Origin of the sequence: Christiangramia sp. LLG6405-1 (genome assembly GCF_045055805.1) — a bacterium.
Classification (GTDB): domain Bacteria; phylum Bacteroidota; class Bacteroidia; order Flavobacteriales; family Flavobacteriaceae; genus Christiangramia.
In genome coordinates, this window is the sequence record NZ_CP159330.1 from 2,537,699 (window position 1) to 2,562,208 (window position 24,510).

General features: G+C 36.9%; 18 protein-coding genes. 11 read left to right on the forward strand and 7 right to left on the reverse strand.

Features of this window, described 5'->3' with window-relative positions; genetic code table 11:
- Positions 1–284: 284 nt before the first annotated feature.
- Entirely contained in the window at positions 285–746 is a 462-nt protein-coding gene (locus tag ABVM50_RS11675; RefSeq protein WP_141877760.1) for a cold-shock protein, read from the reverse strand.
- A gap of 324 nt (positions 747–1,070) precedes the next feature.
- On the opposite strand from ABVM50_RS11675, the gene ABVM50_RS11680 reads away from it, so the two are divergent.
- Complete coding sequence (locus ABVM50_RS11680) at positions 1,071–2,078, forward strand: zinc-binding alcohol dehydrogenase family protein (RefSeq protein ID WP_405198729.1); 1,008 nt, start codon at positions 1,071–1,073, stop codon at positions 2,076–2,078.
- Between the two features lie 60 nt (positions 2,079–2,138).
- Here ABVM50_RS11680 and ABVM50_RS11685 read toward each other — a convergent pair whose 3' ends face one another.
- The 3 genes from ABVM50_RS11685 to ABVM50_RS11695 all read right to left on the reverse strand — a co-directional run bounded on the left by ABVM50_RS11685 (position 2,139) and on the right by ABVM50_RS11695 (position 3,792).
- Positions 2,139–2,711 (reverse strand): Crp/Fnr family transcriptional regulator, encoded by a 573-nt coding sequence (locus ABVM50_RS11685; protein WP_141877762.1) that lies wholly within the window; start codon positions 2,709–2,711, stop codon positions 2,139–2,141.
- 101 nt (positions 2,712–2,812) lie between these two features.
- The gene (locus ABVM50_RS11690; protein ID WP_141877763.1) at positions 2,813–3,016 is read right to left on the reverse strand and encodes a dodecin family protein; all 204 of its coding nucleotides are present in this window, start codon (positions 3,014–3,016) and stop codon (positions 2,813–2,815) included.
- Between the two features lie 158 nt (positions 3,017–3,174).
- Positions 3,175–3,792 carry a hypothetical protein gene (locus tag ABVM50_RS11695; RefSeq protein ID WP_405198730.1) on the reverse strand — a complete coding sequence of 206 codons (618 nt, stop codon included), beginning with the start codon at positions 3,790–3,792 and terminating at the stop codon, positions 3,175–3,177.
- Positions 3,793–3,936: 144 nt separating this feature from the next.
- Between ABVM50_RS11695 and upp the strand changes: the two genes are divergently transcribed.
- Positions 3,937–4,596: a uracil phosphoribosyltransferase gene (gene upp, locus ABVM50_RS11700; protein ID WP_405198731.1), complete on the forward strand. Its 660-nt coding sequence runs from the start codon at positions 3,937–3,939 to the stop codon at positions 4,594–4,596.
- On the opposite strand, the gene ABVM50_RS11705 is transcribed toward upp, so the two are convergent.
- Both ABVM50_RS11705 and ABVM50_RS11710 read right to left on the reverse strand, forming a co-directional pair.
- On the reverse strand, positions 4,593–6,866 hold the full coding sequence (locus tag ABVM50_RS11705) for a BamA/TamA family outer membrane protein (protein WP_405198732.1): 2,274 nt from the start codon (positions 6,864–6,866) through the stop codon (positions 4,593–4,595). The two genes, upp and ABVM50_RS11705, sit on opposite strands and share 4 nt — an antisense overlap.
- On the reverse strand, positions 6,856–11,904 hold the full coding sequence (locus tag ABVM50_RS11710; RefSeq protein WP_405198733.1) for a translocation/assembly module TamB domain-containing protein: 5,049 nt from the start codon (positions 11,902–11,904) through the stop codon (positions 6,856–6,858). The genes ABVM50_RS11705 and ABVM50_RS11710 overlap by 11 nt, the downstream gene beginning before the upstream one ends.
- A gap of 419 nt (positions 11,905–12,323) precedes the next feature.
- Between ABVM50_RS11710 and ABVM50_RS11715 the strand changes: the two genes are divergently transcribed.
- The 9 genes from ABVM50_RS11715 to ABVM50_RS11755 all read left to right on the forward strand — a co-directional run bounded on the left by ABVM50_RS11715 (position 12,324) and on the right by ABVM50_RS11755 (position 24,004).
- Entirely contained in the window at positions 12,324–13,172 is an 849-nt protein-coding gene (locus tag ABVM50_RS11715) for an OmpA family protein (RefSeq protein ID WP_141877768.1), read from the forward strand.
- Positions 13,173–13,301: 129 nt separating this feature from the next.
- Positions 13,302–13,610, forward strand: coding sequence for a hypothetical protein (locus ABVM50_RS11720; RefSeq protein ID WP_405198734.1), 309 nt, complete (start codon positions 13,302–13,304; stop codon positions 13,608–13,610).
- 211 nt (positions 13,611–13,821) lie between these two features.
- The gene (locus ABVM50_RS11725) at positions 13,822–14,331 is read left to right on the forward strand and encodes a DUF4402 domain-containing protein (protein ID WP_405198735.1); all 510 of its coding nucleotides are present in this window, start codon (positions 13,822–13,824) and stop codon (positions 14,329–14,331) included.
- A 198-nt stretch (positions 14,332–14,529) separates the two neighbouring features.
- Complete coding sequence (locus tag ABVM50_RS11730) at positions 14,530–15,000, forward strand: DUF4402 domain-containing protein (protein WP_405198736.1); 471 nt, start codon at positions 14,530–14,532, stop codon at positions 14,998–15,000.
- 97 nt (positions 15,001–15,097) lie between these two features.
- A complete protein-coding gene (locus ABVM50_RS11735; RefSeq protein WP_405198737.1) occupies positions 15,098–15,592 on the forward strand; it encodes a DUF4402 domain-containing protein in 495 nt (164 codons plus the stop codon).
- A 72-nt stretch (positions 15,593–15,664) separates the two neighbouring features.
- Positions 15,665–16,483, forward strand: a complete 819-nt coding sequence (locus tag ABVM50_RS11740; protein ID WP_405198738.1) for a molecular chaperone — start codon at positions 15,665–15,667, stop codon at positions 16,481–16,483.
- 12 nt (positions 16,484–16,495) lie between these two features.
- Entirely contained in the window at positions 16,496–20,884 is a 4,389-nt protein-coding gene (locus tag ABVM50_RS11745) for a hypothetical protein (RefSeq protein WP_405198739.1), read from the forward strand.
- Between the two features lie 9 nt (positions 20,885–20,893).
- Positions 20,894–21,412: a DUF4402 domain-containing protein gene (locus tag ABVM50_RS11750; RefSeq protein WP_405198740.1), complete on the forward strand. Its 519-nt coding sequence runs from the start codon at positions 20,894–20,896 to the stop codon at positions 21,410–21,412.
- 18 nt (positions 21,413–21,430) lie between these two features.
- Positions 21,431–24,004: a hypothetical protein gene (locus ABVM50_RS11755; RefSeq protein WP_405198741.1), complete on the forward strand. Its 2,574-nt coding sequence runs from the start codon at positions 21,431–21,433 to the stop codon at positions 24,002–24,004.
- On the opposite strand, the gene ABVM50_RS11760 is transcribed toward ABVM50_RS11755, so the two are convergent.
- Entirely contained in the window at positions 23,998–24,498 is a 501-nt protein-coding gene (locus tag ABVM50_RS11760; protein WP_405198742.1) for a GreA/GreB family elongation factor, read from the reverse strand. The two genes, ABVM50_RS11755 and ABVM50_RS11760, sit on opposite strands and share 7 nt — an antisense overlap.
- Positions 24,499–24,510 lie beyond the last annotated feature (12 nt).

Consider the following 24,510-nt stretch of genomic DNA (forward strand, 5'->3'; position numbering starts at 1 on the left):
GTATTTACCCGGCTTCGAAGAGTCTTTGAGAAATCGGATGCTCGTTTTTGAGCGAATATTGGATTGTTGATACTGGTACTATTAAATTTACAAACTAAATAATGAAGTAAACAAAACTTGAAATATCCTGAAAGGACTAAAAAGTGAAGAGAACTAAAATATTTACTATGGCAAATGTAAGCTTTATTATTACATCCACAATATAAATAATCATTTAGTTTTCAAACTTTTACGCTACAGGATAAATTCAGTTCTGTATTTAGTTCAATTTCCTAGATGGGAAATTAGTCAATGATCTTAACTCTTACTGCATTAAGCCCTTTCATTCCTTGCTCCAGCTCGAAACTTACTTTATCATTCTCATCAATTTCATCAATAAGACCACTTACGTGTACAAAGTATTTCTCACCGGTTTGTTTACCTATTATAAACCCGAATCCTTTGGAGTGATCGAAAAATGAAACTTTACCTTCTGTATCAGTAATGATCTCTTCCTCTTCTCTATCTTCTTTCTTAGGGATAGCGATTTCGATATCCTCTACTTCTACTTCTACCTTCTGAGTTGGATCTGGTGGAGTGTCGGTTAAATTACCGTCAGCGTCAACATAAGCGATCATATCCTCAAATGATCCACCTTTGTTGGAATTTTCTTTTCTTTCTAAACGCTTGGCTTCTTTCTCCTTACGTTTTTTAATCTTTTTCTTTTCTTTCTCTCTTTTGTTTTGGGTTTGTCCGGATCTTGCCATTCACTATAAATTAATTAATATTCGTTGAAAATTTCAATGCATTGAACCAACTAAACGAATACCAGAAAAATTTAATGTGTAAGATTATCTTTTGTAGGATTTATTCAGAGAGAGCATAAGCCATTCTGGCCTGCACTAAAATTTTTACAAAGATAGTCATAGCAAATCAATTCTGAAAGCTTTAAATAGTCGAGTTATAAAATTTTCCAGTTTGATAAACATACTACATAATACGACTATAGGCCTCTACTCATAATTTTATTAGAGTTTCAGGAAGAACTGAAGCATTTTTTCACTGTAAAGTATTATTTTAAAATAAAAATTATGAAAGCAATTGGTTTTATAAACTCACTTCCTATTGATAATAATGCAAGCCTGAATGAATATGAAATTGATAAGCCTATCTGTGGTTCCAATGAACTTCTGGTAAGGGTCAAAGCGATCTCGGTGAACCCGGTAGATTACAAGGTTCGACAAAGTGCAGCTAAGGATGAAGAATTATATGAACCTAAGATAATTGGTTGGGATGCTGCTGGAGTTGTTGAACATATTGGGACTAATGTCGAGAACTTTAATGTGGGCGATGAAGTTTATTATGCCGGTGACATAACGAAACCTGGATGTTATGCAGAATACCAGTGTATAGATTCGGCAATTGTAGCAAAGAAACCAGCTAAATTAAACTGGATGGAATCTGCTGCCTTACCACTTACTGCCTTAACCTCTTGGGAATGTATCTTTGACAGGATGAACATTGCTGAAGGTGATGGGAAAGATGAGAAGGTACTCATCATTGGTGGTGGTGGTGTTGGCTCTATTGCGATTCAAATCTTAAAAGAATTGACTCAGTTTGAAGTGATTGCAACAGCATCTCGAGAGGATACAGTTGAGTGGTGTAAAAAGATGGGCGCAGATAGAGTTGTGAATCACCATAAATTGTTAGAAGAACTGAAGAATGAAAAAGACTCGATCTCATATATTCTAAATTTCGCAGATACTGCTGGGCACTGGGAAACGATGACGAAACTGATCGCTCCACAGGGACATATCGCTTGTATCGTTGATACCACAGAGAATGTGAATCTGAATGCTTTGAAAGAAAAAAGTATTAGTTTTCACTGGGAATTGATGTTTACAAGACCCATGTTTAATACCACGGATAAGTCCAGGCAGCACGAAATATTAGTGCGAATCGCTGAATTAGCAGATTCCAACAAAATCATATCAACTAAAAACAGAGAATTTTATGGGTTAAGTGCTGAAGTCTTCAGAGAAGTTCACAAGCTTCAGGAATCTGGCAAATCTATTGGTAAAAATGTAATTGAATTTTGAAGAATACTTTGACCAGATTTATCGAATTCTAACCTACATCTGGAACCAAGGCTTAATGCTTCAAGCAAGATCTTTTCGGATTCTACTAAGGCTTTCTGGTTTCATTCCTAGATAATTAGCGATATGATAATTCTGTACACGCTTTTCAATTTCCGGATAGGTTTCGCAAAAATCCAGATACCGCTCTTTGTTCGATTTCTCAAGGGATGAAAGGATCCTTTTTCTAAGCGAAACAAATGCCCCAGTGGTCTTGAGCCTGAAAAAGCGTTCGAATTTTGGAATTCTATGGTACAATTCTTCCAGAAGTGTACGGTTTAGGGATAATAGTTTTGAGTCTTCTATTGCTTCTACGTAAAGCTTTGAAGGCTGATTCGTGAAAAAGGCTTCGAAATCACTGATCCACCAGTCTTCTATGGCGAACTGTATAATATGTTTATTTCCTTGCTCATCGAGATAGTATGCACGCAGACAACCTTCTACTACAAAATATTCATCTTGTACGGTTTGCCCCGGTTTGATAAGAAGTTCCTTTTTATGAAGAGAAACTTCAGAAAGGATACTTCTGAATTCAGTTTTCTCCAATTCCGAAAGGTCAATTTCCCGGCTAATGTGATCAATGATATCTGCAGGCATCTAATCAATTATTTGCATGCAAATTTAAGCTATTATACTTGAATGTATAAAAAAATGCCGGGCGCAGGCCCGGCATTTTTTAAATATATAAGTTTCTAAAACTAACTAGTTTTATCGAAAGATATTTTAGCATTTACAGCATAAGAAGTAATCTTGTCCCCATCTACATGAGCTTTCATCTCTTTAACGTAGACTGACCTTATATTCTTTACCGTTTTTGCAGCTTCTGTAACTGCTTTTTGTACTGCATCATCAAAACTTTTTTCTGAAGCGGCAATCACTTCAATCACTTTTACAATTCCCATAATTTTAATTTTATTGGTTATTGATTTCAATTTACCAACTTAAAGAAGCTTAGGAAGAATGATTAACAGAAGATTGTCAGGGAACCTTAAGTTAATGTGAAATTATAGATAGTATCAAAACCTATAATCAGTTTGTTTCCAATTAAACCAGAGATTTTTTAATTTTTGACGACGATCAATTCGGCTTTTGCGCCAGTAAGCAAGTTCCATTCTTTTTTAGCAAGCATCTCCCCTTTTTCACTGAGAACTCTTAACTCTGCAGTATTAGGACCAGAACTTCCCTGGTTGAGCGCTACAAATTGAATACTATTAAAGCCTTCCTGCAAGTTTACCAAAACCGGTTTGAATCCAGCAGTAAGCAAAACACTTGCTTCCACTAATTCACCATTTACGATGATCTGCACTTTGTCACCATCAATAAATTGATGATCTCTGCAGTAAACTTCTACAAATCTCCCTTGCGTAACCACATTCCCAAGACTTTGATCAAATCTATATTCCTCTTTAACTTCAGCATCTTTCGCCCATTTCTCTTTCATAGCATCAGCTTCAGTAAGCAGATTATTAGGGTTTTCTCTAAGGTCTATTGCTTTGGGCTTCTCTTTTAAGAACCGACTTTCTTTTTCAGTATTATCTCTCTTCAGAATAGGAAACCCTGTAGAATTTGATTCTTCCGCTTTAATAACCCGTCCGGTATTTGTGCTTCTTGGGATCTCAATTTGAGAATAAAGGGAAGCAGAGCTAAATATTAATAATAGGAGAATCAATCTATTCATAGCAAGTGGTTTGTGCAGCATAATTATATCAAAAATACAGCCATTTTTGAAGATTAGTAAGAAAACGAACAAATTCAAGTTTGAGTGTGTTCTCTATAGTAAAATAAAAAAAGTAATTTTGAGTATTATAAAAGTCAGATTTAAATGCAGGTTCACGAACTATCCCAAAATAATTCTATCGCTAATAAATTTATAAGTCAACTGAGAGACGTACATGTGCAAAAGGACCGCATGCGCTTCCGTAGAAATATTGAGCGACTGGGAGAGATCATGTCTTATGAACTTAGCCAGGAACTCAATTACAATAAGCAAGCGATTGAAACGCCGCTTGGAACTTCTGAAATTGCCCAGCCAGACAATGAGGTTGTGATCTGTTCTATCTTACGAGCAGGTTTGCCCTTACACCAGGGAATCCTTAATTATTTTGATGATGCTGAAAATTCCTTTATTTCGGCTTATAGACATCATCCTGACAATGATGAAAATTTTGAAGTTTTGGTAGAATATATGGCTTCGCCTTCTCTGGAAGGTAAAACTCTAATTCTAGCGGATCCCATGCTTGCTACGGGAAAATCTTTCGCCAATGTTTTAAAAGCAATTGCGCCTATGGGAAAACCCGCAAAAATCCATCTGGTTTCTGTTATTGGATCTTCGGAAGGAATTGAATTTTTAAAGTCAGAATTTCCTGAAAACTCTAAACTCTGGATCGCTACAATAGATAATGAGCTGGATAAAAATGGTTATATAGTACCTGGTTTAGGTGACGCCGGCGATCTTTGTTACGGTCAGAAACTTCAGCATTAAAAAGGATATCCAATAGCGAAGTTGAACACCGGGCTACCAAAATCATTTACCCATCTTTCACCTTGAGGCTCATTTGGATCGTGCATTGGAAAAGCAAGGTCGAACCTTATCACAAAACTCTGAATATCGATTCTTAATCCAGCGCCTGCACCGATTCCAAGTTCATTGATGAAATCTGATTGAAATTGACCTTTTTCTAAACCAGTTTCTTCCTGAGATTTGCTGTTCCAGACATTTCCAGCATCAACAAAAAACGCACCGTTCAAATAGGTAACTATTGGAAATCTGTATTCCGCGTTGGCTTCAATTCTAATGTTACCGGATTGGTCGCGATATTGCTCACTGTCCTCTGCCCCCTGAAAAGTACCTGGCCCAAGGGATCTGGTTCGAAAAGCTCTAACACTATATGGACCACCAGAAAAATATTGCTTACTAAAAGGCATTACATCTGAATTTCCATATGGAATTCCGTAACCACCAAATAATCTAGTGGCAATTAAACTTTGATTTTCAAATCTATAATGATAACGAAAGTCCATGTCCAGTTTAGCGTATTGAGCATAATCCAGTCCAAAAACTTCATCTTTGCCTTCCTCATTTTCAGAACCAATTAGGCTCATACTATTACCCGCAATATCAAAGTTCGAATTGAGGTAAAATACGTGCTTTTTCGTGGGATCAATCATTCCATTATAGGTGAAGGAATAAGTTAGACCTGCTATAAATTCCTGATCAAAACTACTTTCCAGAAGTGGGTTCTCCCTCAATATTTCTAAAAATTCTTCACTTTCATTACCGAGTCTGATAAAGTTAAGATCTATTGGATTTAATTCATGAGTGACATACCTGTTTGCATTCCAGAAATAACCGAAGGCAGCGTTTACACTCGTAAGTGTAAATAACTGAGCTCTCTTTAGATAATCTCCACCCAGACTTATCCTGGTTTTCGGAATGTCATATCTAAAAAAGTTATTATTAAACTCTATCGGGAAAAGAAGTCGTGGTACTATTAGATCGTTACTAAGGGCAAAATTTAAAGAATTTCTTCCTGGAATTCCTCCATCTCCAAGCTGAACTTCATATCCAAAATTAGCTGAGATATCCAGTCGCTCCCCACCTTTAAACAGGTTTCTATTAGAAAAGGTCACTCCAAGATGTGGCCCTGCAAAATTGTTGGATTTTGTCAAAGCCTGAAGCTCTGCTTTGATTGCACGCTTTTTTAAGGGTGATAGAAATATGTTTGCTTCAAGCAGACCAATACTATCCACGGCCAGAGTATCTACTTCATCATACCTTATATTTACGAATTTATAAGAGCCTATTGTTCCTAATCTTCTACTAGTAGCTCTTGAAGCTTCCGGACTAAAATTATCTCCTGTTTCAATAAGCAGGTATGGATCTAAATACTTTGGTTTAAAGAACAGTTCATCCTGTAAGTAGTTCTTATCCTTGAAGCGTTTATAATTATTGGTAACGCTATCTTCATCTACATTGTAGTTAGCATACACATTTACGTTTGAGATCCTGTAAGGAATAACAGATTTTGCGGGAACATCCTTCTTAAGTCTAAGAAATAGATCAAATTTTTTCTTATCGTATTGATTGGTATCGGCTTCAAAAATTAAAAAGCCGGGATTGAAGTTGTAATATCCTTCACCTTTAAGAAAAAGATCTATACGTTCTCTCTCCAATTTTAACTTCGGAAGATCAAATCTCATCCCATCTTCCAGCAGCGTCTTTTCCAGGTTGCTTTTGATCTCGCGATACACTAATAATGTATCATTATCTAGTTGATATGTGGCCATAGTATAAGGCTCTGGCACATTAAGATCATAATTTACAGAAGCTGTTTTAGCATCTTCATCTTTTATTTCTTCTGAAGTTACATTCGAATAAAAGAAACCTCTGTTTTCCAATCTATTCAGAAGTAATTCTTCCGTGTTTTCAAGATCAACATCTGAAAGATAAACTGGTTCCTCTCCTAATTTTTTATTTAAAAATTTATTGATGATTCCCGGCTTTTCGCGTTGTGCTTTATAGTGAAAATAAAGTCCCGGTCTCATTCCCAGAATTTTCGCGTTCGGCTCTGGTCTAAGAACACTTTGCAATTCAGTTTTTAATTGCGGTTCTTCCTTAATTACGGAATCAGATTCTATACTGATCTCAGCACCGGTATAAAGTGATTCCTCTTCAGGTATGAATTTTTCCACGCTGCAGGATTGAAAAAACGCTACAGCTATTAATATGATTACTGAAATTCTAATTTTCATCTTCTGTGCTTTCTGTACCTTCTGTACCTTCTGTACCTTCTGAACTTTCTGTTTCTTCAGGTTCTTTCTTTTCCTTCTTTACTTCTTCCATCACTGCCTTTTCGAACATGTTCTTGAACTTGTTGAATTCTTTGGTGAAAATTAAGGAAATACCACTCACTACCAACTGCCCGTCGATTACATTTTCATACTGACTTCTACTGAAACCTTTCAATCTCCAGATACCATTCTCATCAAGGAGATAAGAAATACTTACATTTCCAATGACTGGGCTTGCCTCCTGCCCTGCCTGGTTTCCTCCCTGAATATCTACGGCACTTCCCACTTCAACGATCAACCTATCCTCAAGGAATGCTTTCTGAGCACTAATATCTAATTGCGTACGATCCTGAGGACCATTATCACCCTGGTAATCTGTATAACTATCAAGATTAAAATTCAATTGTAGTCCGCTGTTTCCAAGTACTTTGCTTGATAACATGTTTAACTGGTCTGATAAAGCACTATTCAGGTTATCTCTGGCAACATCCATGGTACCACCACCGGCACCTGTACTTCCGCCTTCCGGAAAGAACCTGTTTAAAACCAGTAATGAAAATACCTGTTTATTTAACTCCTGTTCCTGGCTGTTCAATTGCTGAACTCTGTTATAAACACTTCCGCCAATTGCACCACGTTCATCTTCCGACATATCTAATCCAAAGGAAATCTTTGGAGCCATAAGATCTCCATCCACGTTTAGATAAACCAGAAAGGGAATTTCCTGCTGATACATTCGTTCATCTTCGGGGTTTACAGCGGTTAAACTTGACGACAACAATCCTGAAGCTGCAGTTTCCACACGATAAATTGCTCTTACATCAAGTTGGGCATCAAAAGGATCACCCGCCCAGGAAACACGACTTCCATCAGCTATATCGAATCTTCTTTTAACAAGGTTATAAAGACTCATCTCATAATACCCATCGTTGATATTGTAAATTCCGGTAAGGGCTGTTCTACCATTAGGATACATATTGAAGATTAGATCACCTTCTCCCTGAACCTGGAAAATATCACCAGTTTCCTGGTTAATAATCACATTGAACTTTGCTCCTTCATTTACAGTTAACCTGGTAAAAATGTCATAACCAGAAACTACGTAGCTTTCTTCCTCAGTTTCGGTAAGAATATCGTTGGGATTTTCCTTATTCACAAAAATAATGATACCATCCCTTTCCTTCATTTGAAGTTCGGTTTCCGGTACTACATAGGTGAGATTCGTACTTTTTCTTACATCAACATTCATGGTGACTTTCGGTAAAGTAAGATCACCTTTTATTTGTGCATCTACATTAACGACCGCAGTTCCGTAGAAAAGGTCATTATCCTCTTCCGTAGAATTAATAAGTTTAAAGTTTTCTGCCTGTACATCTAGATCAAATCCTGGATTTAAAAAGGTTGGAGTAGTAACCTCCCCATTGACCACGATTGAATTACTTTCAGAGTCAACAATCTCAAAATTATTAAAATACACACCCTGATTATCCATTTCAAGCTGCTCATCTGGCAAGGTAAATTGAGAATCGAGCATCGCAATATTAAAGGAAGCAGCGTCAAATTGCAGATTTCCTTCATAAACGGGCTCTAATAGAGTTCCGTTAAGTTTGAAATTTCCACTGAAGCTTCCATCGGCATTTTTGATCTCTCCCTGTGAAAAGCCTTCCAGAGCAGTCATACGGATTTCATTTAAATCAAGATTTAGATCCAATTTTGCTGAAGGTTCAGCAGCGATATAAGATCCAACAAGATCCAGGTCGATCTCCCCACCTTTCATCGCCATTTCGAAATCATACTGACTAAATCCAGAAGAGTTTCCCTGTAAGCTAAGAGTTCCCATATCCACACCTAGCATAGATAGTTTATTGATCTCCATGTCTGCCAGAATACCGGTCTCTCCAAAAGGTTCTTCATATACGATGTTCCCATTTACCTGACCCTGTGCCAGCTTCTCTTCAGGATTCAGATAGCTTAACAATGCAGCTAACTTAAAGTTTTTAAAGTCAAGGCTCAGGTGTTCTTTTTCAACACCGGGTTTATCGTTGCTTATGCGCATTTCCTGATCTTCTCTAAACAATCTAAAGTTCTGGAAATTAAGGTAGCCCGTATCAAAACTCAGCATATTCGAATCCTCTATTTGCCAGGGATTACCATTTAGAATCAGGTCTTTGTTATCGATATGAAATTGCAAGGTATCACCCTGGAAATTCAACTGTGAAGTAGCGTGAACAACCTGGGTAGTATCATAAACCGAAGTGAATTCAAGATTCAATTTTCTATTTTGAACATCACCTCCAACGATGGTACGTTTTATAGCCAGCGGACCGGTATTTAATTCTTTAAATGCGAACTCGAATTTTAGATCCTGTGGGTTAGATCTAAGATCCAGTTTTAAACTATCGATCTCACTATTGAAGTAATTTACAAATGGCACATCGATATTGGCATCCAACCTTCTTTCAGATTCTGCAAAGTCGACATCTATATTGACCGTATCTAGTTTTTGCAGATTAAGAAGAAACACTTCTGTGAGTATTGGTGCTTCACTGATCTTCGCATTGATCTTCATATTAACAGGATTGAAAATAGAGTCCTCCTGATAATTTTCCGTAATATATCTCTTGAAATGTCGGTCTATGGCGGCTGAGAAAGCTGCAGGTGTGGCATTGGATTTAAGATCAAGGTTCAGAATTCTGTTATTAATGTCTACGGAAGTAGTATCCTGTCTTACAAATGCATCTGCTTTAAAGCTACCTAGTAAATATGCTTTGTTATTATAAACCGCTACTCCGTCGATTATTTCTGCTTCAAGTTCATATTCCGAAGAATTTCCTTCAAACCAACCCTGTAATTCGAATGCGGCTTTAATTGTTTTTTGAGTGATTCCCAGAGCTTCCAGATCTGCACCATCCAGGTATAAACTAAAATCTACTCTTGGAGAAACAGAATCTAGTGCAACATCTAATTGCGCTTCCATGTCAAGATTTGAATCCTGATACATTAAGTTGATAGGTCCCTTTCCGTTTTCGAGTTCCCCGGTTATATCGATTTGTCTGAATTCGTATCCGTTATAAGTAAAACTCTCTATTGTAGAATCAAGACTCGCATTAAGATCTGCTACAGAATTACCACTTCCGGTAAGTTTTATATCTATTTGCAAATCGCCGAGGGCATCATTTTGAAGTAAGCTTCCTAGAGATATTTCATCACCCTGAACTTCTGCATCAAAAGCGATCTGGTCCCCAAATTCAAAGTTCCCATCCACGTTAATATTCCCATCGGTAGTAGCGATCTTAGCATTCGTGCTAACCTTCTCCATATTACCTTTAAAACTTCCATTGATACTGATCTTTTCTGGAATTTGCATTCCAAGATCAGCTTTGCTTACAAAATTTTGAAGATCTTTTCGAGTGGAAGAAAGTCTGACATTTGGAAGGTTAAAACTTAAGTTTTCTGGGTCCTGCGCATTTACGATACTTCCGCTACCCTTAATATTTGTATTTCTCCAGCGTAAATTTAAATTAGCCAGGTTTAGATTATCAACTTTCCCATTTATGGAAAGATTTCCTTTAACTGGTGATTTTGCGAGGTTTTTTAAATATTCGTTCTCTCTAAGATCTGGCTGAAATCTGAAGAATTCGCTCAGCTCTAAATTTATGTCTGAAAGATCAGCCTGTAAACTGGCATTTCCTGGATCTTTTATCAAGGCATCAAGGTCATTGTACTTAAGCAGTAAATCTCCGTTGAAACTGTTCCCAATTCCGTCGAAAGTAATATCTGTGAGTTGTATCTGATCTTTGGTAAGTTCTGCTTTAAGATTGAATTGATCTATCTCAATCCCGGAAGCTTCAGTAAAATTAAATTCAGAAATATTTAAACTCGCATTTTCAGGTGCATAAGAAATATTAGAGGCTTGTAAGTCAAGGTCTTTAACATCCAGGATATCAGGGTTGAAAGTTCCTTTCTTCACCTGAGCATCGTTCACGCGGTAAAGAATGTTATTATTTGCAAGGTCTATCTCATCAATATTAATCTTCCATACGGGCCACGCAAAAGCTTCAGTAGTACTCCCCTGCTCATCTATTGTTGCTGAAGTAGTATTTTGCTGTTGTTCAAGTATAATATCTGAATTATGAAGTTTCAGCAATTCAGAAGAGATAATGCTATCCTTTAAATTGAAATTCGACTGACTTGTTTCCAGCAATTTAATTTTCATATCTGCTGAAATAGAATCGGGACTGGAATTGTAACTGGCTCGAACGTCACTAAATTTTAATTTTCTCACTTCAAATACAGGTGCGGGACTTGTTTCACCTTCAGAAGGAGGAAAAGGTTTTGTTTGATTATAGGTGACCTGCGCGTCATTTAGAATAGCTTCTTCGACTACAAAAGCCATGTTGGTAAGATCTGTTTCAGCAAAAGACAGTTGAAGTTCCTTAAACTTTGCCTTGGTGTCTATACCACTCACCTTATCTACGTAATCGACATCAAATTCTTTCAGATCAAACTCCCCAAGAGATATCTGCATACTTGAACTAGTTGTATCGGCCGGGGTGGTTGCAGTTTGTGTGGTATCTGAAGCAAATGCCTTCATTAGAACCTCATAGTTAAATCCCGTGATAGAATCTTCCCGAATAATATTAGCACGAACACGACGAGCTTCCAAAGCGTCCAGACTGAATCCATTTCCTTTTATGAGAGGCATGAAAGGGATATTCCCAGTTATATGTTCACTATATATAATGGTATCGCCATCTGGATGTTCGATATAAAGATCATCAACTTCGATATTTCCGTTAAATTGAATATAGATCCTTTCCAGATCTATCTTTGCGCCACTCTTCTCTTCTATGGAGGATATAAACTTGTCTTTAATAATATTCTGTCCCCAGGGACTTCTTACGAATAGAAGGATAAGAATCAACAAAATGAGAATCCCCAGAAAGATCTTTCCAATTATTTTTAAAATCTTGATAAAGCGTGCTTTGGCTGTGCTCAAAAAACTGAATTTTAGAAGTTTCCAAAGTTATCGTTTAGATGTATTACCGCGAAGGTATTGTGGTAAGTTTACTAATAAACTTCTGTTAAATGTCTAAGGAAAGTGCATAGGCAGCTACTCAATCTGGAGCTGAATAACCTTAAGTTGTAGAAATTGTCAACAATTTGGAGTGATTATCTACACAATTAAACTATGAATCTATTACCCAAATTCAGGAGATCCGGGTATTCAAATTCATTTGATATTCGAAACCGAAAAACTTCAAACCTCTTGTTTTTCAGCGACTAAGCTAATGTAGTCACTAATTTTGAGAATGAAATATCAGGAGCAGAAAGCAGCACCAAAATTTCTTATGGCATTATTGTAGCAAGAGGTGAAAAGTATTAACTAAATAAGAATACTAAGAACTAAACTAAATTATGAGAAAAGTAATCACAGCTACCGTATTAACCGCAGGTCTTTTGACCTCATGTGTTTCTAAAAAGAAATATGTTGAATTAGAAGGACAACTTAATGATACAAGAAGTACACTTCAAAAAACGCAGGTTGAGAAAGAAGAAATTGAAGAAAAGTACGCACGTATAGAAGAACGTGTTGCTGATTATAATTCCAAGATCAATTCTCTTAGAACGGAGAATGAAGGAATGATGGAAATGAATGATCTCACCGTAATGTCTAAAAAGACAAAAGAGAAAATGAAATCCACTATTGCTAAGATCGATCCTGAAAAGGTGAAAGGAGCAGAAACTTTAGAGGATAGTATAAACCTTGCCGTTTCATATAATCTTAAGCAGAATATTTCTGAAGGAGCTGATGCAGATGATATTGATATCAATGTCGATGAAACCGTTGTGATGATCAATGTTTCAGATAAGTTATTATTTGGTAGCGGAAGTTACAGGGTTACTAAAGAAGCTCAGCCACTACTGAAGAAATTAGCTGAAGTAATTAATAGCGAACCAGCTATGGAAGTTATGATCGAAGGTCATACCGATGATAGAACTATGGTAAAAGAATCTTACCTTCAGGATAACTGGGATCTAAGTGTTCGAAGAGCAACTTCTATCGTTAGAATTTTGCAGGATAAGTATAATGTTGAACCTTCCAAATTAATTGCCGCCGGAAGAAGTAGTTACCAGCCTTTAGTTGATAATACTAATAAGGATAATATGGCCAAGAACAGAAGAACCCGAATCGTAATTATCCCAAACCTGGATAAATTCTTTGCGATGCTGGAATCTGATGGTACTATGGCAGATACTGAATAGATCTTCTATTTGTAGATATAATATTGAAAGAGAGCTTCGGCTCTCTTTTTTATTTCCGTTAACTGTAGATTAACTTCCTGTTCACGGTATCTCCGCAAATCGCTTCGTATATTTCATAAAACTGAAATTATGAAAAAAGTAAAGACAGAATCCAGTAGTTCGAAATTAGTACAGTCAGATAAAAAAGATTTACCATACAATCCTGAGATCACAAATGAGGATAAAGAAGCTCTGAATGAGAAAGGTAGAAGTATGAATAAAGGGCAGGATAAGGACCTTGATCAAAAAGAGCAAGTAGATTTCACACCAGACGAGCTTGACATTCCAGCGAGTAACGATACGAAACCAGAAGACAAAACCGAATTGGTAGATGAGGAAAACATGCAATTTAATAAGAAGGGCGCTAATGGGGAAAATGAGAAATCAGGTAAATCTTAAGTTCTTCTGATTAAAATTTAGTTAGTTACACGAAAAAAAACCGCTGCTTGTCAGCGGTTTTTTTAAATAAATTGTTCTCATAGGTTATCTCCTATTAAAAACTTTAATATAAATGGGTCTAAATGTAAGGTAAAAGTTAAAATTAAATGCATTTCATCGATAATAACGTGTCTTTTGTCGACTGTATTCAGGATTTCTATACATTTGACCTATGATGAAGAGTAATTGCGTAAAGATTTTATTTAGCCTTATTATGCTTTTAAGCATAAATGTGACGGTAGCACAAAATAGTGCTACCGCGACCTTTACTGCATCTGTCAATATTATTGAACCGATTACTCTAACCACAACAAGAAACATGCATTTTGCTGATATTGATGCTCAGAATGGAGGTCAGGTTATTTTAAATACTGATGATAGCAGGACAGCCACTGGCGGTGCGATTCTTAAGCAGTCAGGTAATGCAACCGCTGCTAATCTGCAAGTTAGGGGTCAAAAAGGGTATTCTTATAGCGTTCAAATACCGGTACAGAATGTTAGACTAACGAATGGTTCATCTGAAATTATTCTGAAAGATTTTAAAACAGAAATTGATTCAAAAACACTGAATCAAGATTCTCAGATTATTAAGGTGGGCGCAACCTTGGATATGCAACCTGGAATAGATCCAGGATATTATTCTACCTCTACACCTATCGCTGTGGTGGTTAGCTACAATTAAATTTATTGTAAGACAGCCCTTACAATTTGACTTGCCAATAATCCTACCCTCAGCACCACTCAGAAAATCAATATTATTTCCACTCATCGATACTTAAGTGTTATTCGACGACTATTTCGACTGCTTTAACGAAAAGATTTGTTTGTAGGATTAAAATGTGACAATCTTTGTGCCCAACAAATCAAAAACCTACTCGTTATGAAAAAGATTACCTTTATCCTACTAGCTTTTATTTCAGGAACTGCATTTGCACAAGAATCTGCAACCGCTAATGCCGCGGCTGATATTGTTAGCCCAATTACAATATCTGCTGAAGATGATTTGAATTTTGGTAAAGTTTCTAACAATATTGCGGGAACGGTAGTTATAGCAACTGATGGTACTGCTACTGGATTATCCCAAATTGGTACAACATCACCAGCTGCTGCTACTTTTGATGTTACTGCAGCTAGCGGGTTTGCATACAATGTTACGCTGCCAAATAGCGTTGTTCTTCAAAGTGGTAGTAATGAAATTACTGTAGATACTTTTCAAGATGATGCTGGAGCTACACCGCAAGGTACAGGATCAATCCAGACAATCGGAGTTGGTGCAACTTTAAATGTTGATGCGAGTCAACCTACCGGTAACTATACTGGTACTTTTGAGGTAACAGTAGGCTACAATTAATAAAACCGTATCTTACAAAAATATAAAGAAACGCTGCCCTCTGTGGCGGCTTTTTTTAGTTTTAATCTGTTTGTCTAACCGCTATTAAAAATTACCAATGAGAAATTACTTTTTCATATTATTTTTAAGCTTAACTGGGATCAGTCTTTCGGCGCAAAATTCGGCTTCGGCTACGGTCAATAGCAGAGCGACAATTATCGATCCTATCAAAATCGATAAAACTGTAGATCTTGATTTTGGAAACGTAATCAGTGCTTATAATCCTGGACGGGTTATTCTATCGCCAGATGGTTCCCGGGTTGCTTATGGCGTACAAATTTCTAATTCTATTCCAGGAAATGTTAACCCAGCAGAAGCTGTCATCACTCATGGTAATAATAATTACGCGATTACCTTACCAGATCAATTTACTTTATACAACCAAAACAATCCAAACCAGATCTTAATTATTGATAGATTTACTGTGTTGCCGGAGGAAGGAAATATATTGGATGTGATAAAAATTGGTGCAACTTTAAATCTCGAAGCTAACCAGCTATCTGGTTTTTATACTAATTCATCTGGTTTTAATGTTACTGTTTCCTATAATTAATTAAAGACTTTTGTACATATAGATTCAAAATTGTTAATTTTGGCTCGAACCCTCAAATCCCACGCCCCCGGTATGATTAGAAAACTACTTGCTCCCCTACTCCTATTATCTACTTTTATTTTTTCAGGTATTGCAACTTACGCTCAGGGTGATCTTATGATCATGCCTAAAAGATTGGTCTTTGATGGCACTCAGCGTTCACAGGAAATTAATCTTGCCAATACTGGTAGTGATACCGCAGTATATGCTATCTCCTTTGTAAACTACAAGATGACCGAAAAAGGAAATTTTGAACAGGTGGAAGAGCCTGAAGATGGTCAGCGTTTTGCGACAAATTTTCTTAGATATTTTCCCAGGCGAGTTTCACTAGCTCCTAACGAAGCTCAAACTATACGTGTTCAATTAACCAGAACCGGCAATTTAGAACAGGGTGAATATCGCTCACATATGTATTTTCGCGCTGTAGAAGAGCAAACAGCACTGGGTGCGGAAGAAGCTGAAGAAAGCGAAGGAATTTCCATCAATATCAAAACCGTTTTTGGAATCAGTATTCCAATTATTGTACGTGAAGGAGAATCTACTACAAAAATCGATTTGACTGAGATATCTCTAAATAATGAAGGAGAAAGTCCAAAACTATCCTTAGTGATCAATCGATCTGGAAATATGTCGGTCTACGGAAATCTTACCGCTACTCATATTTCTCCGGATGGTACAGAAAACGAAGTAGGCATAGTTAAAGGTGTTTCAGTATACACGCCCAATAAAAAAAGGAATTTCAGTTTTGAGCTCAGAAACGCTGATGAAGTAGATTTAAATGGCGGAGTTCTAAAAGTAAGCTATTCTGAAGAAGAAGGAAATAATCTATCTACTACCGAGATAAAACTTTAGGTTTTAATACGGATGAAAAAAAACTACTCAGAGTATTCTTCTTTTTTTAAACAAGGCTTGTTCTTGGTGGTTGTTTTGTTTTTTGGGTTTAGTGGATTTGGGCAGGTGTATGAACCCGTTATAACTCAACCACAAATTGAACAGGAAAATATCTGTTCAGGATCTGAAATAGAAGTTTCTTTTGAAGTAAGGAATGGTTATACTCGAGAATTTTTTTTATTCTTTTTTCCATATTATATCAATTTCAGATCTTTTACCACTGATACTAATTATAAATTTTTTCTCACTTATCCTGATGGTACTTCATTGGAAATATACCCTTCCATAAATGAGTTCGATGCTCCCGGCAACAACAGTAGGAACTTTTTTGAAATTACTACATCTTTGAAAATTCCTGAAGGATTATATGGCTCAGGATTTTCACTAGAGATTGTATCTTCTAATCCTGAAGCTAATTCTAGCTCGTCGGCTACTTTTCAAATTAATGGTATTCCTACTACACCCTCAAACAATGGCCCCATTTGCAGCGGAGAAAATATTCAACTTACTACTTCCAATGTTCCTGGAGCAACTTATAAATGGAATGGACCAAATGGTTTTACTTCCAATCAACAAAGTCCTTTAATTCCAAATGCCACTGCGGTTAATGGAGGGGATTATTTTGTTACCGCAACTGTAAATGGTTGTGCAAGCGAGCCTGCTACAACGAATGTTGTTGTGAATCCTAATCCAACTATTACTGGAACAACACCGGGATCACGATGTGGACCGGGAAAAGTTAGTTTAGGAGCCACAGCTTCTGCCGGAACCATAAATTGGTATGAAAATGCAACAGGAGGAACGAGTTTAGCAACCGGTACAACTTTTACAACCCCAAGTATTTCATCAAATACTACTTATTATGTTGATGCGACTTCAGATGGCTGTACAACAGGTTCAAGAACTGCTGTACTGGCAACAATAAATACAATTCCATCCATTACAAGTACAACTCCTGGAACTCGTTGTGGACCCGGAACAGTGGATCTTGGAGCTACAGCTTCTTCAGGAACAATTAGTTGGTATGCAAATCCAAATGGAGAAACGAGTTTAGGAACTGGGATAAATTTTACAACACCTAGTATATCGTCTAACACCACTTATTATGTTGATGCGACTTCAAATGGTTGCACCACAGGTCCAAGAATTCCTGTCCTGGCAACAATAAATACAATTCCATCTGCTCCTTTAGTCAATAATAATGGACCAATCTGTGTGGAAGGGACATTAAAACTCACCGCTTCCAATATTCCGGGAGCAGACTATCAATGGACTGGACCTGATGGTTTTGCTTCCAGCCAGCAGAATCCGGAAATATTCAATATGACCGCAGCCAAGGCCGGAGCTTATTCAGCAACAGCAACGGTGAACGGCTGTACCAGTGAAATAAGTACAACCACCGTAGAAGTCATTGTTAATACTCCTTCTACAGGAGATGAAACTACTGCAGGCACAGACTCCTGGATTGGACATGTGTATAATGGGAGAGATTTTGAAACTTACCTTGGAACTTATACCGAGCAGGAAGAATTTGCGCAAGGGTTTGGCGGAAATTATAGTTGCTTTGAGGTATCTTCTGAAAATGGTTTTAATTCTTTATATACGGAAACTTTTTCAGTCAGGTATTTGAATGCTACTTCTAAAACCGGTCTCTATGTTGTCAATCTTAGGTCTGATGACGGCATTAGATTAAAAATAAATAATGAAACTATCCATGAGTATTGGACAGACCGAGGTCCAAGGACAGATGCTAATGTGCTGTTAAACCTTAACGAACAAGAGAATTTACTCGCTTACGAATATTACGAAAACGCTGGTGGTAACGTGGTAGAGTTTCAAAATCTGCGAAAAATTACTGGGAGTCAACTTGCAGGTGCACTTGAGCAGGTAATTTGTGATGATGGTACGGCACAAGAAATTACCGGAGATGATATCGATTTAGTTCCCGGAGTAACAAATGTTGGATCCGGTTTTCAATGGATATACAGTACTTCTGAAAACGGCTCTAAAATTGAAATTCCCGGAGCAATACAAAAGAATTTTACACCAGATTTGTCAACAGCTCCTTTTGATCAGCCCGGAGAATATTTTATTTTTAGACGTGTGAACTTGCAAAGTGCAAATAATAAAGGTTTAGGAGCAAGTCCATACATTACAACTCACGAATCTGATGCTGCCCGTATTTTAATTGCTGAAACACCACAAGTTCAGTTTGGTGCCAGCCCAACAGAACTTTGCTCAGGAGGAGAAATAATTCTTTTAGCAAATTTCACCGGTAGTGGAAATTATTTAGTTTCAGCAGAGGTAAATGGAACGCCTATAAACAATATTACTGTGAATAGTAATATTTACAATCTACCCTTTGCAATAACCAGTACGACTAATTTTACCATCACTAGTATTGAAGACACTGTGACGGGTTGTATTAATAATTCTCCAAACGCTTCAGTCACAATTGTTGTCAAGGATGAATGGGAATGGACCGGTGAAGAAAATAACGACTGGAACAATACCAATAACTGGAGTTGTAATAGCTTGCCTACATTAGAAACAGACGTATTAATTCCCGAGAATATAACTTCAGGAAATTATCCGGAAATTTCGGCAGGAACCAATGCATTTGCTAAGGATTTGACAATCGAGAATAGTGCTTCATTACTTGTTACAGATAATTGGTTGCGAATTGCCGGAAATCTAATAAATGATGGCCTTTTAAATACAGAGACGGGAAGTGTTTCTTTTGAAGGAACTTCTGCTCAAATCATTCCAAATTCAGCTTTCGTAAATAATCGAATACAAAATTTGCGAGTCGATAATTCTTCCGGAGTAACTTCAGAAGCAAATATTGAAGTTACTGGAAACTTAAAAGTAGAGCAAGGCATTTTAGATACTGGTGATGAGCTTACTTTAATTTCTAACGAGATACAAACAGCTCTAATAGATGGTTCAGGAAGTGGACAGGTAATTGGTTTAGTGAGTATGCAACGTTATCTTGATAAAGCTTACGGATATAAATATTTTAGTTCACCATTTCAAAATTCTGTAGTTGGTGATTTTTCAGCTTTTATGGATTTATCAGATCCTGATAGTGGTTTTCCACATTTTTATCGCTATGATGAAAACCGTAACCTTGAAATTGAGGGTAGTATTGAGGATGCAACTGGTTGGGAAACCTATATAGATCCAGATAATTCTTTAAACGTTTCAGAGGGGTATGCACTTAATTTTGGCACTTCTTCTTCTCCACGAACTATAGAATTGATAGGAGAAGTTACTAATGGGGCAATTTTCTCCCAACAATTAGAGAATAATCATCGTGAATATACCAAAGGTTTTCATTTAATCGGGAACCCCTACCCTTCCCCTATAGATTGGAATGCAGAACAAGGTTGGGTAAGGGACAATATTGATGATGGTATTTACTTTTTTAACGCCAGTGAAGACAGTCAGTACACTGGAACCTATACTGCCTTTGTTAATAATATTTCTACAGGAAATACAAATTTGGATAGCGCACCAGAGAACATTATTCCTTCAATGCAGGGCTTTTTTATAAAGGTCAGTGACTCAGATAGTGAAAGTTTGGTTACAGGTAATATTCAATTGGATAACAGGGTACGCGTCACTAATTTTGAACAGGAATTTTATAGGACACAGGTTCCTGCACAAAGGTCTTTGATTCGATTGGAAGCAGGTTTCAAGAAAACCACTCAGAAAGATCCCTTGGTGATCTATTTTTCACCATTTTCAACTACAGATTTCGAAAAGGAACTGGACGCACATAAATTAAGAAATACAGACCCTACCGTACCTAGCTTTTATACTATTACCACGAATGAGAAAAATTTGGCAATTAATGCTATCCCTTATCCTGAAAACGAAAGTTACAATAAGCTGAAGTTAGGTATTACTGCTGATCGAGGCGGAAAAATGAGTATCAATCTGAGTTCATTAGAAAATTTGAACCTGGATTTCAATATCTATCTCATAGATCATAAAAAAAGGATTGGTCAAAATCTCAAAGATAACCCGGTGTACAATTTTGAAATCGAATCCGGAATTAATAATAGCAGATTTGAATTAATGTTCTCTGAAGACAATATCACGAGCCCGGCAATTGCGTTTAATGAACCATTTGATGTCTTTACTGAAAATGGAAATGTACATGTAAATCTTAATTTGGAAGAATTTGAGAACTGCGTAATTAGAGCAAGTACGATTACAGGACAAATTCTGGATATAAAGGAGGCCTCAGGCAATGAGCAAGTGGTTCTGGATGGTATTAAAAGTGAAGGTGTTTATTTAATTATACTACAGGTAGACGAGAAAAGATTTTCCAAAAAATTCCTGTTTAAGAAATAGACAAAAGTAATGCAAGATCTGAACCTTTATAAAATTACGTTTTCGTTGCTAACCATTCTACTTTTTGGATTGGAATTGAAAGCCCAGGAGAATCCTCCTGTACCTGTGGAGGTTGAAGTAAGGACTAGCAGGAATCTTAACTTTGGTTCTTTCACAGCTGGTAATTCTGGTGGTAATGTTAGTGTTAGTTATGATGATCAACGAACTGTAGATGGTGATATCTTTGAACTCAACTTTGGCCAACCAGTTTCTGCTGCATTGTTTGATGTGTATGCTAATCCCGGAACTATAATTCAAATTCAGGATATGGGGTCCTACACCCTGCAAAATCAAGATACCGGTCTGGAAATAAAACTTTTTATAGATAGTTTTAGCACCGGGCAACGAACTTTTGTGACGCAATCACCCAATGCCCAAACTCCCAATGAAGTGTTCGTTGGTGGTACTTTACGTATTCCCTCAGATAATTCGGGTAACCTGCCTGGAAGGTATTTTGGAACTTTCACTTTAAATTTCATTCATCAATAGAAAGAAGTCCTGCAATTGATGTATATCAAATTTTCTGCGACTATTAACCAGATTTCTAAAGAATACTTCTTTGGTCTACTGTTTATAATTTTATTCAATCTTTCTGGATATTCACAGAACAATATTCCAGAATACGATGAGTTGAGTGTAGAAATGAATGTTCCCGATCTAGGAACTATAGAAATTCCAATCGCCATAAAGGGACAGAACGCATACATTCCTGTAAATGAATTATTTAATTACTTAAAGATCAAAAATGAGGAAACTAACAATGGTTTTCAAGGTTTTATAATACATCCGGATTCTACATATACAATTAATCCTTCGGAAAAAAAGATCACTTACAAGAATACAGATTTTGAACTTTCGGAAGAAGACTTTATTCAGTCGCCTACTACGTTTTACCTAAAATCTAACCTTTATGGAAAAATATTCAATCTTAATACTACTTTTTCATTTAGGAGTCTCACCGTTAACCTGAAGACTGACAAAGAACTTCCGGTGATAAAAGAAATGCGTTTAAAAAAACTCAGAGAAAATGTAAACCGCGTACGTGGGATTGTTAATCCTGACACAGTCATACAAAGGAATCATCCGTTTTTTAAGGCAGGTAGTCTTGATTGGGGAATTGTAACCACTCAACAAAGTGAATTTGAAAACGATAACAGGTTTAACCTTGGATTAGGTACCGTATTTCTAGGAGGTGAAACTAATTTATTACTGAATTATTCTACTCGGCTACCATTCGATTCTCGAAATCAATTCTATCAATGGAGATATGTAGACAACAAAAGTAAATTGTTCAAGCAGATTACTGCAGGAAGGATCTTTACCCGGGCCACTTCGTCTCTCTTTGCTCCGGTTAGTGGTGTACAGGTTAGCAACAGTCCATTTCAGAATAGAAGGTCTTTTGGAACTTATACACTTAGTGATTATACAGATCCTCGGTGGACGGTTGAACTTTACGTAAACAATATTCTGGTTGAATTCACCCAGGCTGATGCATCCGGTTTCTATACTTTTAACGTCCCTTTGATGTATGGTAATACGGCAGTTCGGTTAAAGTTTTACGGACCTTATGGCGAAGAGCGGATTGAAGAACGTATCATAAATATCCCCTATAATTTTGTTCCTAAAAATGAATTGGAATATACTCTTACCGCGGGAATTGTAGAAAACAATGACCTTGACCGTTTTTCAAGAGTTAATATTAATTACGGTCTCAATAATTCAATAACTCTGGGAGGTGGCGCAGAATATTTTAGTGCTGTGACAGATAATAGAGTCATGCCATTTATCAATTCTTCCATCAAGATCGCTCCAAATTTACTTTTCACTGGAGAGTTTATGTATGGTGTAAAAAGTGAAGGGTTTTTGAGTTATCGTACATTCGGAAATATTCAGGTAGATCTTAATTACATCAAATATGATGAAGATCAAACGGCCATCAACTTCAATTACCTTGAAGAGAGAAAATTAAGTTTCTCTACACCAATCCGAACTAAAAATTTCTCTTTATTCAGCAGATTTAGTGTAAATCAGATTGTTATGCCCAACACTGAGTTCACTACAGCGCAACTACTATTGTCTGGTGCTATCATGGGAGTTGGTACAAACCTTACGACGTATGGGATCTATAACGATCGTGTTAAGCAACCCACAATCTACACTTCGTTCTCCCAGAATTACCGGTTACCTGGTAAATTTTTATTCTCTCCGCAGATACAATACGATTTTAGTCGAAATCAGTTCAACAATATTATTATGGAGCTTGAACGACCTGTTCTTAATAAAGGTTTTGTCAATATAGCCTATGAGAATAATATGCTTAGAAATGCACATATTTTTGAAATTGGGTTAAGGTATGCGTTCAATTTCGCTCAAACTTCAGCTACTTCAAGACTTAGTAATCAGAACAATTCATTTGTACAATCTGCTCGAGGAAGCTTAATGCTAGACGATAACACGAGATATGTCGCGAATAGTAATCGTTCTGCAGTGTCTAAGGCTGCGGTAAGTATAATTCCATTTTTGGATTTTAACACCAATGGCAAAAGAGATCCAATGGAACCATCTGTGAGTGGGTTGGATATCAAAAATACAATGGGAAATCTATCTACTAATAATGATGGAACGGTTCTTCGAATCACGGAGTTACAGCCTTACATTAAAATAGTTTTGGAGATAGACCCCAACAGTCTCGACAACATAGCATGGAAAGTCAGGAACGAGAAAATAGAAATACTTACACTTCCTAATCAGTTTCAGGAAATAGAAGTACCTGTAGAGGTATTGGGTGAAATTGCTGGAATGGTTTATCTGAAAGATGAAAATCAGCTACAGGGTCAGGGCAGAATAACTATAAACATTCTGGACGAACGCGGTAGGTTGGTCAAGTCAATCTTAAGTGAGGGAGATGGATACTTTACCTATCTTGGACTTAGCCCAGGAAAGTATACAGCAGTGATTGATCCCATTCAAATGCAAAAGATTGGTTACGAGGCTAGTGAATCAATTGATTTTGAAATTGAGGTAGACGAATATGGAGACATTGTAGATGATCTTAAATTTACTTTAACTACCAATCAATAGTAAATTTCCAATACTTCTAGTTTTCTAATCTCATCACCGAGTTTAAAATCTACAGTTTCACCAACTTTCTTACCTGTAACTGCCCGGGCAATTGGTGCTACAAATGCAATTTTTTGTTTTTTAATATTTGCCTCATCCACTCCAACGATCTGGAATTTCTGAATTTGTGAACTATCGAGGTTCTTCAATTTGATGTGCGCTCCAAATCGAATTTCATCCTGTGCCTGTTCTTCGGGTTTTAAAATACGTGAAGATTGAATTCTTTCAGCCAGTAATTTGATCTTTCCATCAATCAAACCTTGCGCTCTTCTTTTTTCTGTATCGTCTTTGATACTTATATTCGATCGCTCCTTTTCAAGCTCCTTTAATTCCACGTGTAGTTCCTGTAGTCCATTTGGTGTCACATAATTTGTAACTCCATCCGGTATCGCTGCCCTTGGTGGAATGATCACTGGTTCTTCCTGATCTTCTTCCTTTACAAAACCTCTACTCATAATTTGTATCTT

Bases quoted from the DNA above. Each gene is read 5' to 3' on its own strand.
- ABVM50_RS11675 (WP_141877760.1), bottom strand. From the start codon at position 746: ATGGCAAGATCCGGACAAACCCAAAACAAAAGAGAGAAAGAAAAGAAA.
- ABVM50_RS11680 (WP_405198729.1), top strand. From the start codon at position 1,071: ATGAAAGCAATTGGTTTTATAAACTCACTTCCTATTGATAATAATGCA.
- ABVM50_RS11685 (WP_141877762.1), bottom strand. From the start codon at position 2,711: ATGCCTGCAGATATCATTGATCACATTAGCCGGGAAATTGACCTTTCG.
- ABVM50_RS11690 (WP_141877763.1), bottom strand. From the start codon at position 3,016: ATGGGAATTGTAAAAGTGATTGAAGTGATTGCCGCTTCAGAAAAAAGT.
- ABVM50_RS11695 (WP_405198730.1), bottom strand. From the start codon at position 3,792: ATGAATAGATTGATTCTCCTATTATTAATATTTAGCTCTGCTTCCCTT.
- upp (WP_405198731.1), top strand. From the start codon at position 3,937: ATGCAGGTTCACGAACTATCCCAAAATAATTCTATCGCTAATAAATTT.
- ABVM50_RS11705 (WP_405198732.1), bottom strand. From the start codon at position 6,866: ATGAAAATTAGAATTTCAGTAATCATATTAATAGCTGTAGCGTTTTTT.
- ABVM50_RS11715 (WP_141877768.1), top strand. From the start codon at position 12,324: ATGAGAAAAGTAATCACAGCTACCGTATTAACCGCAGGTCTTTTGACC.
- ABVM50_RS11720 (WP_405198734.1), top strand. From the start codon at position 13,302: ATGAAAAAAGTAAAGACAGAATCCAGTAGTTCGAAATTAGTACAGTCA.
- ABVM50_RS11725 (WP_405198735.1), top strand. From the start codon at position 13,822: ATGATGAAGAGTAATTGCGTAAAGATTTTATTTAGCCTTATTATGCTT.
- ABVM50_RS11730 (WP_405198736.1), top strand. From the start codon at position 14,530: ATGAAAAAGATTACCTTTATCCTACTAGCTTTTATTTCAGGAACTGCA.
- ABVM50_RS11735 (WP_405198737.1), top strand. From the start codon at position 15,098: ATGAGAAATTACTTTTTCATATTATTTTTAAGCTTAACTGGGATCAGT.
- ABVM50_RS11740 (WP_405198738.1), top strand. From the start codon at position 15,665: ATGATTAGAAAACTACTTGCTCCCCTACTCCTATTATCTACTTTTATT.
- ABVM50_RS11745 (WP_405198739.1), top strand. From the start codon at position 16,496: ATGAAAAAAAACTACTCAGAGTATTCTTCTTTTTTTAAACAAGGCTTG.
- ABVM50_RS11750 (WP_405198740.1), top strand. From the start codon at position 20,894: ATGCAAGATCTGAACCTTTATAAAATTACGTTTTCGTTGCTAACCATT.
- ABVM50_RS11755 (WP_405198741.1), top strand. From the start codon at position 21,431: ATGTATATCAAATTTTCTGCGACTATTAACCAGATTTCTAAAGAATAC.
- ABVM50_RS11760 (WP_405198742.1), bottom strand. From the start codon at position 24,498: ATGAGTAGAGGTTTTGTAAAGGAAGAAGATCAGGAAGAACCAGTGATC.